12 protein-coding genes are annotated in these 13,588 nt (G+C 69.0%); 5 read left to right on the top strand and 7 right to left on the bottom strand.

The genetic code is table 11. The annotated features are described in order from the left end of the window. Positions 1–56 precede the first annotated feature (56 nt). Complete coding sequence (gene ctaE / locus ACZ6MZ_RS27240) at positions 57–677, bottom strand: aa3-type cytochrome oxidase subunit III (RefSeq protein ID WP_469354929.1); 621 nt, start codon at positions 675–677, stop codon at positions 57–59. Positions 678–873: 196 nt separating this feature from the next. Here ctaE and ACZ6MZ_RS27235 point away from each other — a divergent pair, with 196 nt between their 5' ends. After that, entirely contained in the window at positions 874–1,275 is a 402-nt protein-coding gene (locus tag ACZ6MZ_RS27235) for a hypothetical protein (protein ID WP_384181658.1), read from the top strand. 72 nt (positions 1,276–1,347) lie between these two features. On the opposite strand, the gene ACZ6MZ_RS27230 is transcribed toward ACZ6MZ_RS27235, so the two are convergent. The 4 genes from ACZ6MZ_RS27230 to ctaC all read right to left on the bottom strand — a co-directional run bounded on the left by ACZ6MZ_RS27230 (position 1,348) and on the right by ctaC (position 5,869). Next, complete coding sequence (locus tag ACZ6MZ_RS27230; RefSeq protein ID WP_384181660.1) at positions 1,348–2,601, bottom strand: L,D-transpeptidase; 1,254 nt, start codon at positions 2,599–2,601, stop codon at positions 1,348–1,350. Between the two features lie 174 nt (positions 2,602–2,775). Then, entirely contained in the window at positions 2,776–3,174 is a 399-nt protein-coding gene (locus ACZ6MZ_RS27225) for a cytochrome c oxidase subunit 4 (RefSeq protein WP_384181662.1), read from the bottom strand. After that, entirely contained in the window at positions 3,171–4,910 is a 1,740-nt protein-coding gene (ctaD, locus tag ACZ6MZ_RS27220; RefSeq protein WP_384181664.1) for an aa3-type cytochrome oxidase subunit I, read from the bottom strand. The genes ACZ6MZ_RS27225 and ctaD overlap by 4 nt, the downstream gene beginning before the upstream one ends. After that, complete coding sequence (ctaC, locus tag ACZ6MZ_RS27215; RefSeq protein WP_384181666.1) at positions 4,907–5,869, bottom strand: aa3-type cytochrome oxidase subunit II; 963 nt, start codon at positions 5,867–5,869, stop codon at positions 4,907–4,909. Before ctaC ends, ctaD begins: the two co-directional genes overlap by 4 nt. A gap of 270 nt (positions 5,870–6,139) precedes the next feature. Between ctaC and ACZ6MZ_RS27210 the strand changes: the two genes are divergently transcribed. Then, positions 6,140–7,522, top strand: a complete 1,383-nt coding sequence (locus ACZ6MZ_RS27210) for an aminotransferase class V-fold PLP-dependent enzyme (protein WP_469354925.1) — start codon at positions 6,140–6,142, stop codon at positions 7,520–7,522. A 36-nt stretch (positions 7,523–7,558) separates the two neighbouring features. Here ACZ6MZ_RS27210 and ACZ6MZ_RS27205 read toward each other — a convergent pair whose 3' ends face one another. Further along, positions 7,559–8,533, bottom strand: a complete 975-nt coding sequence (locus tag ACZ6MZ_RS27205) for a carbohydrate kinase family protein (protein WP_389789094.1) — start codon at positions 8,531–8,533, stop codon at positions 7,559–7,561. 258 nt (positions 8,534–8,791) lie between these two features. Between ACZ6MZ_RS27205 and ACZ6MZ_RS27200 the strand changes: the two genes are divergently transcribed. Beyond that, positions 8,792–10,291 (top strand): hypothetical protein, encoded by a 1,500-nt coding sequence (locus ACZ6MZ_RS27200; protein ID WP_469354984.1) that lies wholly within the window; start codon positions 8,792–8,794, stop codon positions 10,289–10,291. A gap of 114 nt (positions 10,292–10,405) precedes the next feature. Here ACZ6MZ_RS27200 and ACZ6MZ_RS27195 read toward each other — a convergent pair whose 3' ends face one another. Further along, positions 10,406–10,762: a HesB/IscA family protein gene (locus ACZ6MZ_RS27195; RefSeq protein WP_384181672.1), complete on the bottom strand. Its 357-nt coding sequence runs from the start codon at positions 10,760–10,762 to the stop codon at positions 10,406–10,408. A gap of 253 nt (positions 10,763–11,015) precedes the next feature. Here ACZ6MZ_RS27195 and nadA point away from each other — a divergent pair, with 253 nt between their 5' ends. Together nadA and ACZ6MZ_RS27185 are read left to right on the top strand one after the other, a co-directional pair. Further along, positions 11,016–12,197 (top strand): quinolinate synthase NadA, encoded by a 1,182-nt coding sequence (gene nadA / locus ACZ6MZ_RS27190; protein WP_469354922.1) that lies wholly within the window; start codon positions 11,016–11,018, stop codon positions 12,195–12,197. A gap of 228 nt (positions 12,198–12,425) precedes the next feature. Beyond that, positions 12,426–13,541, top strand: coding sequence for a Bcr/CflA family efflux MFS transporter (locus ACZ6MZ_RS27185; protein WP_469354920.1), 1,116 nt, complete (start codon positions 12,426–12,428; stop codon positions 13,539–13,541). Positions 13,542–13,588 lie beyond the last annotated feature (47 nt).

Here is a 13,588-nt window from a genome sequence, read left to right as displayed (position 1 = left end):
CAGGATCTTCAGCGTCGATGCTTCTGGACTGTGTGCGCTTCGGGCGCGGTGCCCGGCTACTTGATCAAGTAGATCGTGGCGAAAAGGCCGATCCAGACGACATCGACGAAGTGCCAGTAATAGGACACGACGATGGCGGCGGTTGCCTGCTCATGGGTGAATCTCTTGGCCGCGTACGTCCTGCCCAGAACGAACAGGAACGCGATCAGACCCCCTGTCACGTGCAGACCGTGGAAGCCGGTGGTCAGATAGAACACGGAGCCGTACGGGTCCGAGGACAGCGAGAGGCCGTCCGCCTTGACCAGTTCCGTGTACTCGAAGATCTGACCGCCGATGAAGATCGCACCCATCACGAACGTGATCACGAACCACGATCGGAGCTTCTTCACGTCACCCCGCTCGGCGGCGAAGACGCCGAGCTGGCAGGTGAGGGAGGAGAGCACCAGGATGGTGGTGTTCGTCGCCGAGAACGGGATGTTCAGGTGCGACGCCATCTCCTTCCAGTACGTCGCTCCCATCACCGATCGCAGGGTGAAGTACATCGCGAAGAGGGCCGCGAAGAACATCAGCTCGGAACTCAGCCAAATGATCGTTCCGACGCTGGTGAGGTTCGGCCGATTGACCGACGGGTGCGCGTGCCCGGTTTCTACTGTCGTTGCTGTCGCCACGACCGACATTATGTCGGTCGCTTATCCCGCCCTCACTCCGGGGGGTGGTGTTCGGTGTGTCCATGGGGTGTGCCCAGCGCGAACGGCCCGGCGAAGGGTCGCGCTCACCCGTGCTGACATGCTGTCCGACGGAGTAGCATCCGCGCAGCGGTTCATGGCAATGGAGCCCTGAAGCCCTCGCAGACACTGATGTCACGGAGGAACAATGCAGCCGACCGCCACGGTGCTGGTCTACAGCGACGACTCGAACACCCGCGAGCAGGTGCGTCTGGCGGCGGGACGCCGTCCGGCCGGCGACGTACCACCGGTCGAGTTCCTGGAGTGCGCGACGCTGCCCGCGGTCCTCAAGCACCTGGACCGGGGCGGTATCGACGTCTGTGTGCTGGACGGCGAGACGGTCCCCGCGGGCGGTATGGGCGTCTGCCGGCAGATCAAGGACGAGATCTTCAACTGCCCGCCCGTGCTGCTGCTGATCGGCCGCCCGCAGGACGCCTGGCTGGCCACCTGGAGCCGTGCGGACGCCGCGGTGACCCTTCCGGTCGAGCCGGTCGGTTTCGCGGACGCCCTGGCCGCGCTGCTGCGCGGCAGGCTCTCCGTGGAAGCCTGAGTGCGGGATGACCTCTGAGAGGGTGCCCTCTCCCGGCCGGGAGAGGGCACCCTGCGGCTGTCCGTGCGGCTGTCAGACCTGGGGGCGCAGGCGCGCCGCGTCGTTGGGGCTGCTGCCCTCCCTGGTCCCGGCCTGCAGGACGCTGCCGTCGCGCCAGTCGCTCCAGTCGATGTTCCAGTCGCCGTAACCGTTGCCGAACTCCTCCATGTAGTCGCCCGCGCTGTTGACGACCTGGACGAGGTCGCCCTCCTGGACGGTCTCGTAGAACCAGGCAGCGTTGCCCGTGGACATGCCGACGCAGCCGTGGCTGACGTTCGCCGAGCCCTGCGAGCCGACGGACCAGGGCGCGGCGTGTACGTACTCACCGCTCCAGGTGACGCGTGTCGCCCAGTAGACGGGCAGGTCGTAGTTCTCACCGCCCCCGATGCCGACGGTCGCGCCGCGCATCCGTACGAAGTACTCCTTGCCCAGCACGACCTTGATGCCGTTGCGGGTGGAGAAGCCGGGCTTGCCCGTGGTCACCGGGATGTTGTTGATCTCTTCTCCGTTGCGGAAGACCGTCATGTAGTGCGCCGAGGCGTCGACGATGGCCTCGATCCGGTCCCCGGTGCTCATCTTCATCGGCTTGGTGGCGTCGCCGTAGAGCTGTTTGCTGACCTTCACACCCTGGAGGTTGCTGGTCGCGGTGACGGTCCCGTTCGCGGGCCAGTAGTCCTTGGGGCGGTAGTGCAGCTCCGTGTCGTCCACCCAGTGCCAGGCGCCGCCCTCCACGGAGGGGCTGGAGCGGACCGTCAGAGCGCGTTCCACGACGGACCTGGCCGCCTTGCTCTTGACCGGCTCGCTGAGTGTGGCGGTGACGGGCTGTCCTACGCCGTACTCACCGGAATCCGGGCCGAATTCGACCTCCAGTTTCTTCTTGGCGGGGATGGTGTCGAAGGTGAGTGTCCTGGCGCCGGGAGCGCCGTTCTTGTTCTCCGTGGCGACCCTGACGGTGTAACGGGTGCCGGCCGCCAGCGGCGCCGTGGAGTGCCAGCGCATGCCGTCGGCGGCGAGTTCGCCCGCCAGGTAGTGGCCTGTCGTGTCGACGGCGGTGACGTCGGTGATCCGGCCTTCGCCCGCCTTGGCGGTGACTTCGAGAGGCTTGTCCGGGTCCGCCTTGGTTCTGCCCACAGGCGTACTGAAGGCGATCTTTCCGGTCGCGTCGGACGGCTTCACGGAGAGCGGGTGGCTCTCGCTGCCGCCACCGCACGCGGTCGCGCTCGCCCCGAGGGACACGACCAGCAAGGTGCAGCTGAGAACGGTGCGAAAGCGTGGCTTGTGCGTCATAACCACACGGTATGAACTTTCGCCTCTCCTGGCGCGATGAGTGAGGCAAACGGGGGGCGCGGCGCAGAAATGGGAACAAACCGGGCGGTTGAGCGGAAGCGGGTTCCGGCATGGAAGAGGGGCCCGGACTCTCCCTGCTGGGAGACTCCGGGCCCCTCGGAACCGCTCTGCGTCCTACTGGTTCTGGTTCTCACCGCGGTAGAACTCGAAGACCCAGCCCCACAGGCCGATCAGGATCAGCGGCGCCGAGAAGTACAGCAGCCACCAGCCGATCGCGATACCGAGGAAGCCGAGCGCGCCACCGATGGCGAGCGAGAACGGCTGCCAGCTGTGCGGGGCGAAGAACCCCACCTCGCCGGCCTCGTCCGCGACATCGGCCTCCTTGTTGTCCTGCGCCAGGGCGTCCACCCGGCGGGCCGTGAAGGCCAGATAGAAGCCGATCATGACGCTCAGGCCGAAGGCCAGGAAGAGCGCCGTCGTACCGGCCGGCTCCTTCGACCACACGCCGTACACGATGGCGACGATCAGGACGAAGGCGCTCAGCCACAGGAAGAGCTTGCCTTGGATCTTCACTTCCCGGCCTCCTTGCCACCGGCGAGGGCGCCGGCACCGTGGCCGGCGTTCTCGAGCTGGTCGAGAGCGGCGATCTCAGGGTGGTGCAGATCGAACGCCGGGGATTCGGAACGTATCCGCGGCAGGGTGAGGAAGTTATGCCGCGGCGGCGGGCAGGACGTCGCCCATTCGAGTGAACGGCCATAGCCCCACGGGTCGTCGACCTCGACCTTCTTGCCGTACTTGGCGGTCTTCCAGACGTTGTAGAAGAACGGCAGGATCGACAGACCGAGTACGAACGAGCTGATCGTGGAGATGGTGTTCAGCGCGGTGAATCCGTCGGAGGCGAGATAGTCCGCGTAACGGCGCGGCATGCCCTCGGCACCCAGCCAGTGCTGGACCAGGAACGTGCCGTGGAAGCCGATGAACAGCGTCCAGAACGTGATCTTGCCGAGCCGCTCGTCCAGCATCTTGCCGGTGAACTTCGGCCACCAGAAATGGAATCCGGCGAACATCGCGAACACCACGGTGCCGAAGACGACGTAGTGGAAGTGCGCGACGACGAAGTACGAGTCGGAGACGTGGAAGTCCATCGGCGGCGAGGCCAGGATGACGCCGGTCAGACCACCGAAGAGGAAGGTGACCAGGAAGCCGATCGTCCAGAGCATCGGTGTCTCGAAGGACAGTGAGCCCTTCCACATGGTGCCGACCCAGTTGAAGAACTTCACCCCGGTCGGTACCGCGATCAGGAAGGTCATGAAGGAGAAGAACGGCAGTAGTACGCCGCCGGTCACATACATGTGGTGCGCCCACACCGTCACCGAAAGACCCGCGATGGAGATGGTCGCCGCCACCAGGCCGATGTAACCGAACATCGGCTTGCGGCTGAAGACCGGGATCACTTCGGAGACGATCCCGAAGAAGGGCAGGGCGATGATGTACACCTCTGGATGGCCGAAGAACCAGAAGAGGTGCTGCCACAGCAAGGAGCCGCCATTGGCGGCGTCGAAGATGTGCGCACCGAATTTCCGGTCCGCCTCCAGGGCGAACAGCGCGGCGGCCAGCACGGGGAAGGCCAGCAGGACCAGCACACCGGTCAGCAGCACGTTCCACGTGAAGATCGGCATCCGGAACATCGTCATGCCGGGGGCCCGCATGCAGATGATCGTGGTGATGAAGTTGACCGAGCCGAGGATCGTGCCGAAGCCGGAGAAGGCCAGACCCATGATCCACATATCGGCGCCGACACCCGGCGAACGGACCGCGTCCGACAGCGGGGCGTAGGCGAACCAGCCGAAGTCGGCCGCACCCTGCGGGGTGAGGAAGCCGGCCACCGCGATGATCGAGCCGAAGAGGTACAGCCAGTACGCGAACATGTTCAGCCGCGGGAACGCCACATCGGGCGCGCCGATCTGCAGCGGCATGATCCAGTTCGCGAATCCGGCGAACAGCGGCGTCGCGAACATCAGCAGCATGATCGTGCCGTGCATCGTGAACGCCTGGTTGAACTGCTCGTTCGACATGATCTGCGTGCCGGGACGGGCCAGCTCGGCGCGCATGAAGAGCGCCATCAGACCGCCGATGCAGAAGAACGCGAACGACGTGACCAGGTACATCGTGCCGATCGTCTTGTGGTCCGTGGTGGTCAGCCACTTCACGACGACATTGCCCGGCTCCTTGCGCCGTACCGGCAGCTCACTCTCGTACGAGTCGTCAGCTGCTGCGGCGGCACCCTGGGGTTCGTTGAGGATGCTCACAGTTTGTTCGTCTCCGCATTCCTGGCCGGATCCGTCTGCGCGATGCCCGACGGGATGTAGCCGTTCTGGCCCTTCTTGGCCAGCTCTTCCAGGTGCTGCTGGTAGCGCTCCGGGGAGACCACCTTGACGTTGAAGAGCATCCGCGAGTGGTCGACGCCGCAGAGCTCGGCGCACTTGCCCAGGAAGGTCCCCTCCTGGTTCGGGGTCACCTCGAAGGAGTTGGTGTGACCCGGGATGACGTCCTGCTTCATCAGGAACGGCACCACCCAGAAGGAGTGGATGACGTCACGAGAGGTCAGGATGAACCGGACCTTCTCTCCCTTGGGCAGCCACAGGGTCGGCCCCGGGTTGCCCGTCTGCGGGTTCCGCTGGCCCGGGACACCGGCGTCGTAGACGCCTTCGGCACCCTTCGGGAATTCCTTCGTGAACCGGTTGGGGATGGCGTTGAGCTCCGGAGAGAGCTTGTTGCCCGTAGCGGCGTCGCCGTCCACGTTCTCGATGTAGTTGAAGCCCCAGCTCCACTGGTAGCCGACCACGTTCACGGTGTGGGTCGGCTTGGCGGAGAGGGTGAGGAGCTTCGACTCATCACGTGCGGTGAAGTAGAAGAGCACCGAGACGATGATGAGCGGGACCACGGTGTACAGCGCCTCGATGGGCATGTTGTACCGGGTCTGCGGAGGTACCTCCACCTTGGTGCGGCTGCGCCGGTGGAAGATGACGCTCCACAGGATCAGACCCCATACCAGCACGCCCGTGACGAGCGCTGCCGCCCACGAGCCCTGCCAGAGGGAGAGGATCCGAGGGGCCTCTTCCGTCACCGGGGTAGGCATACCAAGGCGGGGGAAATCCTTGTATGTGCAACCGGTGGCGGTCGCCAGGATCAGGCCCGCAGTCAGCACCTGCGGCAGCTTCCGCCGCATCGGGCGCCGCGACGAGCGGTCGGAGCCGTTGGGACTCACGTAGCGCCTTCCCGAGAGTCTCGCCCGCGCGGCCGGCTGCGGCCGTCTCGGTCGGTCGCCGGCCCTGACGCGGGCAGGGGTTTGGATGTTTATGCGGACCAAACCCTACTGGACGCTATTTGGGGTCGCGCGGGGAGGGTGCCCAACGCGCCGCCCGACTCCCCGAAGGGGTGGAGCACGCCCTTCCGCAGGCGCCTCCCACGCCTCCGACCAGCCAGTTCCGGGGGACTTCTCACGCACGCTCCGGGTGGCCGGGGTTAGCGTGGCAGGGTGCCCTACTTCGACGCCGCCTCCTCCGCTCCCCTGCATCCGGTCGCCCGCCAGGCCCTCCAGGCATCCCTGGACGAGGGCTGGGCGGACCCCGCGCGGCTCTACCAGGAGGGCCGGCGGGCCGCGCTTCTGCTGGACGCCGCCCGCGAGGCCGCCGCGGAGGCGGTCGGCTGCCGCCCCGACGAATTGGTTTTCACTCCTTCGGGGACGCATGCGGTGCATTCCGGCATGTCCGGCGCCCTGGCGGGGCGGCGGCGGGCCGGCCGCCGGGTGGTGGTGTCGGCGGTGGAGCACTCCTCGGTGCTCCACGCGGCGTCGGCCCATGAGGCGGCGACCGGCGGCGCGGTGACCGAGGTGCCGGTGGACCGGTACGGGGCGGTGTCGCCGGACGCGTACGCCGAGGCGCTGCGCGAGGACACCGGGCTGGCCTGTCTGCAGTCCGCCAATCACGAGGTGGGGACGGAGCAGCCGGTGGCCGAGGTGGCCGAGGCCTGCCGGAGCCGGGGTGTCCCGCTGCTGGTGGACGCGGCGCAGTCGCTGGGGTGGGGGCCGGTGGAGGGCGCCTGGTCGCTGCTGACCGCGAGCGCGCACAAGTGGGGCGGGCCCGCGGGGGCCGGGCTTCTCGTCGTACGCAAGGGTGTCAGGTTCGCGCCTCAAGGTCCGGCCGACGAGCGGGAGTCGGGGCGGGTACCGGGCTTCCAGAACATTCCGGCGATCCTGGCCGCGGTGGCTTCCCTGCGGGCGGTACGCGCGGAGGCGGCGGACGAGGCCCTGCGGCTGCGCGCGCTGGTCGACCGGATCAGGACCCGGGTGCCCGAGCTGGTCCCCGATGTCGAGGTGGTGGGCGATCCGCAGCGACGGCTCCCCCATCTCGTCACCTTCTCCTGTCTCTATGTCGACGGGGAGGCGCTGCTGCACGAGCTGGACCGGGCGGACTTCTCCGTCTCCTCCGGTTCCTCCTGTACGAGCAGCACCCTGACCCCGAGTCATGTGCTGCGGGCGATGGGTGTGCTGTCGGAGGGCAATGTCCGGGTCTCGCTCCCCCGGGGGACGCCGGAGGCCGACGTGGACCGGTTCCTGGAGGTGCTGCCGGCGGTGGTGTCCGGCGTACGCGAGCGGTACGGCGCCCCGGTCTCCGCCGCCGGCTCGGGCGGGACTCCGTCGCTCGTGGTGGACGCGCTCGGCCGGCGCTGTCCGATCCCGGTGATCGAGCTGGCCAAGGTCATCGGCGAGGTGCCGGTGGGCGGGACGGTCACGGTCCTCTCGGACGACGAGGCGGCCCGGCTGGACATTCCCGCGTGGTGCCAGATGCGCGGCCAGGAGTATGTGGGTGAGCAGCCGGCGGACCACGGTGCCGCCTATGTGGTCCGCCGGGTGTCCTAGAAGCTACGGGTCCTAGGAGGGCCTACGGGCAGCCGGTCAGCTCAGGTGGGACTGGACCTCGGCCGCCGCGTCATGGCCGTACGCCTTGGTGAAGCGCTCCATGAAGTGCGCCCGCGACAGCGTGTACTCCTGGGTGCCCACGGTCTCGATGACGAGGGTGGCGAGCATGCAGCCGACCTGGGCCGCGCGCTCCAGGCTGACGCCCCAGGAGAGACCGGAGAGGAATCCGGCGCGGAAGGCGTCGCCGACCCCGGTCGGGTCGGCCTTGGCGTCTTCCTCCGGGCAGCCGACCTCGATCGGGTCCTCGCCGACGCGCTCGATACGGACGCCCTGCTTGCCGAGGGTCGTCACGCGGTGGCCGACCCGGGAGAGGATCTCGGCGTCGGTCCAGCCGGTCTTCGACTCGATGAGCCCCTTCTCGTACTCGTTGGAGAAGAGATAGGTGGCGCCGTCGAGGAGGGTGCGGATCTCGTCGCCGTTCATCCGGGCGATCTGCTGCGAGAAGTCGGCGGCGAAGGGGATCGCGCGGGTACGGCACTCCTCGGTGTGGCGGAGCATCGCCTCGGGGTCGTCCGCGCCGATCAGCACCAGGTCGAGACCGCCGACGCGGTCGGCGACCTTCTTCAGCTCGATCAGGCGGGCCTCGCTCATCGCGCCCGTGTAGAAGGAGCCGATCTGGTTGTGATCGGCGTCCGTGGTGCAGACGAACCGGGCCGTGTGCAGGACCTCGGAGATCCGGACCGAGGCGGTGTCGACACCGTGGCGGTCGAGCCACGCGCGGTACTCGTCGAAGTCCGAGCCGGCCGCACCGACCAGGACGGGACGGGTGCCCAGCTGGCCCATGCCGAAGCAGATGTTCGCCCCGACACCACCCCTGCGCACGTCGAGGTTGTCGACCAGGAAGGAAAGAGAGACCGTGTGAAGCTGCTCGGCGACCAGCTGGTCGGCGAAGCGGCCGGGAAAGGTCATCAGATGGTCGGTGGCGATGGAGCCGGTGACTGCGATTCGCACGGCGGGAACGCTCCTGATGAGGAGGACGGTTGACAGTTCACGCTACCGGGTCGACGGCGCGGTTCCTCCTCAGCTCCAACTATCCACGAGTGGATCTTGAACCACACCGCCCGCTCGGACGCGGGGCCGGCTCACGCGCCCCGGGGGGAACCGCGGGCTCCCCTTCTCCGTCCCACCGGTGTCCCCGTCCAGGGACACGGAACAGGGCAGGGACGGCATGGGACGACACGCAGTCGAAGGAGCGAAGCGGTGACCAGCATGAAGCGGCCTCACGAGAGCACAGCCGGCTCCGAAAGCGGTGATCGCCCACGCCGACGGCGCTCCCCGCTCGCCATCGCCACGGTGGCGGCGGCGGTACTGATCGCCGGGGGCGGTGGCGCGTACGTCGCCACGAGCGCCTCCGGTGGCAGCGGCGCGGACGGCGGGAGCGGTACGCCGGGAGGCGACGGGAATCCGCCGCTGCTCGCACTCGACGGTCCCCCGGGGGGATCCGGCCCCTCGGCGCCGCCCGGCATCGCGCCCGGCGAGCCGGATCCGCACGGGGTCACGTACCGCGCCACGAGCGCGCTGCCGGACGGTCCTGACACGGCCCGTGTCTACGGTACGAACGATGAGGTCGCCTCGGCCGAGGTGGCCCGGCTGGCACAGGCGCTCGGGGTGGCGGGCACCCCGCGGTCGGACGGCACGACCTGGAAGGTCGGTACGGAGAAGGACGGCTCAGGACCGCTGCTCCGGGTCACCCGGCAGGCGCCGGGCACCTGGACCTTCGCGCGCTTCGGTCCTTCGCCGGGCGGCGACAACTGCCTCAAGGGCAAGCCCTGTCCCGGCGGCGGCGCCAACGGGGCCGGGAGCGACGCCGGGAGCACCGGCTTCGCGCCCGGCGGCGAGGGCCCGGCCGTGAGCGAGGCCGCGGCGAAGAAGGCGGCCGCTCCCGTACTGAAGGCCCTGGGCCAGGGTGACGCGGAGCTCGACGCCGGCCAACTGCTGGGCGCGGTCCGGGTGGTCAACGCGGACCCGGTGGTCGGCGGGCTGCCCACGTACGGCTGGTCGACCGGGATCCAGGTGGGCGCGGACGGCCAGGTGGCCGGGGGCATCGGACAGCTGAAGGCTCCTGAGCAGGGCCACGCGTATCCGGTCATCAGCGCGGACGAGGCGCTGAAGGAGCTGAACAAGCAGGGCAACGGCGGCCCGCCCCGGATCGGCGGCTGCGCGACGGCGATGCCGCTGGACGGCGAGAAGCCCGCGGCTCCGTGCGGGCCGGAGAGCGAGGCCGCGGCGAAGCCGATCGAGATCGAGAAGGCCGTCTTCGGGCTCGCGCTGCTCCCCGTGGACGGGCGGGGGACGCTCGTACCGTCCTGGCTGTTCGAGGTGGCGCCCGGCGGCGGCGCCATGCCGTACACGGTCACGCAGCCGGCGGTGACCCCGGAATTCCTGAAGCAGCCCGCACCGCCGCGGCAGGAGGCACCCGGCGGTCCCGCGTCCGCCGCACCCGGCACGTCCGCCGGTGTCACGTCGTACAGCTCGGACGGACGGGCCCTGACGCTGCGCTTCATGGGCGGCGTGTGCAGCGACTACGCGGCGCAGGCGGACGAGGGCGGTACGGCCGTGAAGGTGAAGGTGAAGGAGTCCAAGCCCGAGCCGGGCACGATGTGCGTGGCCATGGCCAAGGAACAGACCGTGACGGTGACGCTGGACAAGCCGCTGGGCGGCCGCCAGGTGGTGGACGGGGTGTCGGGCGAGCGGGTGCCCGTCAGCTAGAACGATCCCGTCCGGAACAACCCCGTCGGTCAGAGCACCTCGCGAAGACACGGAAGGCGGCGGTCCCCCTCGGGGGCCGCCGCCTTCCGGCTGAGCTCTGATCTGGGCTCTGTCCTAGCTGAAGGAGTCGCCGCAGGCGCAGGAGCCCGACGCGTTCGGGTTGTCGATCGTGAAGCCCTGCTTCTCGATGGTGTCGACGAAGTCGATGGAGGCACCGCCCAGATACGGGGCGCTCATGCGGTCGGTGACGACCTTGACGCCGCCGAAGTCCTTGACGACATCGCCGTCGAGCGAACGCTCGTCGAAGAACAGCTGGTAACGCAGGCCGGAGCAGCCGCCGGGCTGAACAGCCACGCGCAGCGCGAGGTCTTCCCGGCCTTCCTGGTCCAGCAGGGCCTTGACCTTGCCCGCGGCGGCGTCGGACAGGAGGATGCCGTCGCTCACGGTGGTGGTCTCGTCCGATACGGACATCTGCTTCTCTCCCGGGTTGTACGGACTGCTTGCCGACAGTGCAACCTGTGTGGCCGCGGATTCATTCCGGGGCCTGGCGCGTGTCTTTCCCTCCTTCATGCTCGCACACCGGGTCGCGGAAGGGCACCGGACAGCCGCCCGGGAATGCGTCACATCGACGCTATCGCCATCGTCAACGTGACGTGAAGGGGTTATGATAGATAACGTCAATTAGACGAAAAGGCTCGTCTGCAGAGAAGAAAGGGTGCGTGACGTGACCACCGCCCAACCCCGTCAGGATCTCGCTGTCCAGCCGACGCCCCTGGCCCTGCTGCTGCTCGGCCGCGAGGCCGACCCGCGCAGTGAGCGCGGCGTGGAGTGTCCAGGCGATCTGCCCTCCCCGTCCGATCCGGACCTGGTGGAGCGTGCCCGCGCGGCCAAGGAGAAGCTCGGGGACAAGGTGTTCGTCCTCGGCCACCACTACCAGCGCGACGAGGTCATCCAGTTCGCGGATGTCACCGGGGACTCCTTCAAGCTGGCCAAGGACGCGGCGGCGCGGCCCGAGGCGGAGTACATCGTCTTCTGCGGCGTCCACTTCATGGCCGAGTCGGCGGACATTCTGACCGCCGACGACCAGAAGGTCGTCCTGCCTGACCTGGCGGCCGGCTGCTCCATGGCCGACATGGCCACGGCCGAGCAGGTCGCGGAGTGCTGGGACGTACTGTCCGAGGCCGGCATAGCCGAGCAGGTCGTGCCCGTCTCGTACATGAACTCCTCCGCCGACATCAAGGCGTTCACCGGCAAGCACGGCGGCACGATCTGCACGTCCTCGAACGCCGAGCGGGCGCTGAACTGGGCCTTCGAGCAGGGCGAGAAGGTGCTCTTCCTGCCCGACCAGCACCTGGGCCGCAATACCGCGGTACGGGACCTGGGGATGTCGCTCGACGACTGCGTCCTCTACAACCCGCACAAGCCGAACGGCGGTCTGACCGCGCAGGAGCTGCGGGACGCGAAGATGATCCTGTGGCGCGGCCACTGCTCCGTGCACGGGCGCTTCTCGCTGGACTCCGTACAGGACGTGCGGGAGCGGATCCCGGGCGTGAACGTGCTGGTGCACCCGGAGTGCAAGCACGAGGTCGTGGCCGCGGCGGACTACGTCGGCTCGACGGAATACATCATCAGGGCGCTGGAAGAGGCCCCGGCCGGTTCGAAGTGGGCGATCGGCACCGAGCTGAATCTCGTACAGCGGCTGGCGAACCGTTTCGCCGACAAGGAGATCGTCTTCCTCGACAAGACGGTCTGCTTCTGCTCCACCATGAACCGCATCGACCTGCCGCATCTGGTGTGGACGCTGGAGTCGCTGGCCGAGGGCAACGAGGTCAACCGCATCCAGGTCGACAAGGAGACGGCGGACTTCGCCCAGCTGGCGCTGGAACGGATGCTGGCGCTTCCCTAGTAGGGCGCGTAGACGACGTCAGGGGCGCCCCGCGTGATTGCGGGGCGTCCCTGACGTCGTCTACCGTTTCCTCACGAAAGTCACCGCCCAGGCGTTCTTGAGCACGGCCGCTGCCGCGCTCCGCCTCGGAAGCCGGTTCCCGGAGCGGCCTCACGCTCCACGCGATCCCCTGTGTTCCCGGTCGTTTCCCGTCCCTCTCCCGTACCGGACACCAGAGGTCGCCTCGCCATGCCCCGCCCCCGGCTCACCGCCGCGCTCGTACTGCTCTGTTTCGTCGGTCCGCTGTCGACCGACATGTATCTGCCGGCCTTTCCGCGAATGGCCGCGGAGCTGCGTACGGACGCGTCCGGCGTGCAGCTCACGCTCACCACGTTCCTGGTCGGTATGACACTCGGTCATCTCGTCTTCGGCCCGCTGTCGGACCGGTACGGACGGCGGGGGCCGCTGCTCGCGGGCGCGGCGGTGTGTGCCGCGGCCACCGCGCTGTGCGCCGTCGCCCCCGGCCTCGGCTCGCTGACCGCCCTGCGCTTCGTGGCCGGATTCAGCGGGGCGGCGGGCGTCGTGATCGGCCGGGCCGTGGTCTCGGACATCGCCGAAGGGGCCGCGGCGGCGCGGCTGTTGGGGGTGCTGATGACCCTGGCAGGCACCGCGCCGGTCCTCGCCCCGCTCGCGGGCGGCGCCGTGATCGGGGTGGCCGGGTGGCGGGGTGTCTTCTGGGTGCTGTCCGGGGTCTCGCTGCTGGTCGTGGCGGCCGTGGCCCTCGCCGTACCGGAGAGCCTGCCGACAGCGCGGCGGCGCACGGGGGGCGGCGGGGAACTGCTCCTGACGATGCGGGAGGTCGCGGGCGACGGCGCGTACGCGGGCTACACGCTCGCCTTCACCTTCGCCTTCGGCGCGCTGTTCTGCTACCTGGCGGGGTCGCCGTTCCTGCTGCAGAACGTGCTGGGGCTGAGCGTCGGCGTCTCCTCCGTGGCGTTCTCCGGCGGCGGGGTGGTCGCGGCGCTGTCCAGCGCGACGGGGGCTCGGCTGGTGGGGCGGATCGCCCCGGAACGGCTGCTCAGGACGGGCCTGTACGCCATGCTCGCCGGCACGGCGGCGCTGCTCGCCGCGACGGTGGCGGGGGCGCTGACGGCGGCGGTGTGCCTGCCCCTGGTGGCGGTGGTGTGCGCCGGGCTCGGCCTGGTGATCGCGAACGCGGCGTCCTGGCCCTCGCGCGCGTCCCGGCCGCGGCGGGCACGGCCTCCGCCCTGCTCGGTACGGCGCAGAGCGCGCTGGGGGCGGTGGTGGCGCCGCTGGTGGGCCTCGGCGGGGCGGACACGGCGGTGCCGGTGTTCGCGGGGATGACGGTGTGCAGCGGGCTGGCGGTGCTGGCCGCACGCGCGGCGGGCCGG

It is taken from the genome of Streptomyces sp. NPDC042201 (assembly GCF_055582185.1).
This window is presented reverse-complemented; position numbering and strand designations above follow the sequence as displayed.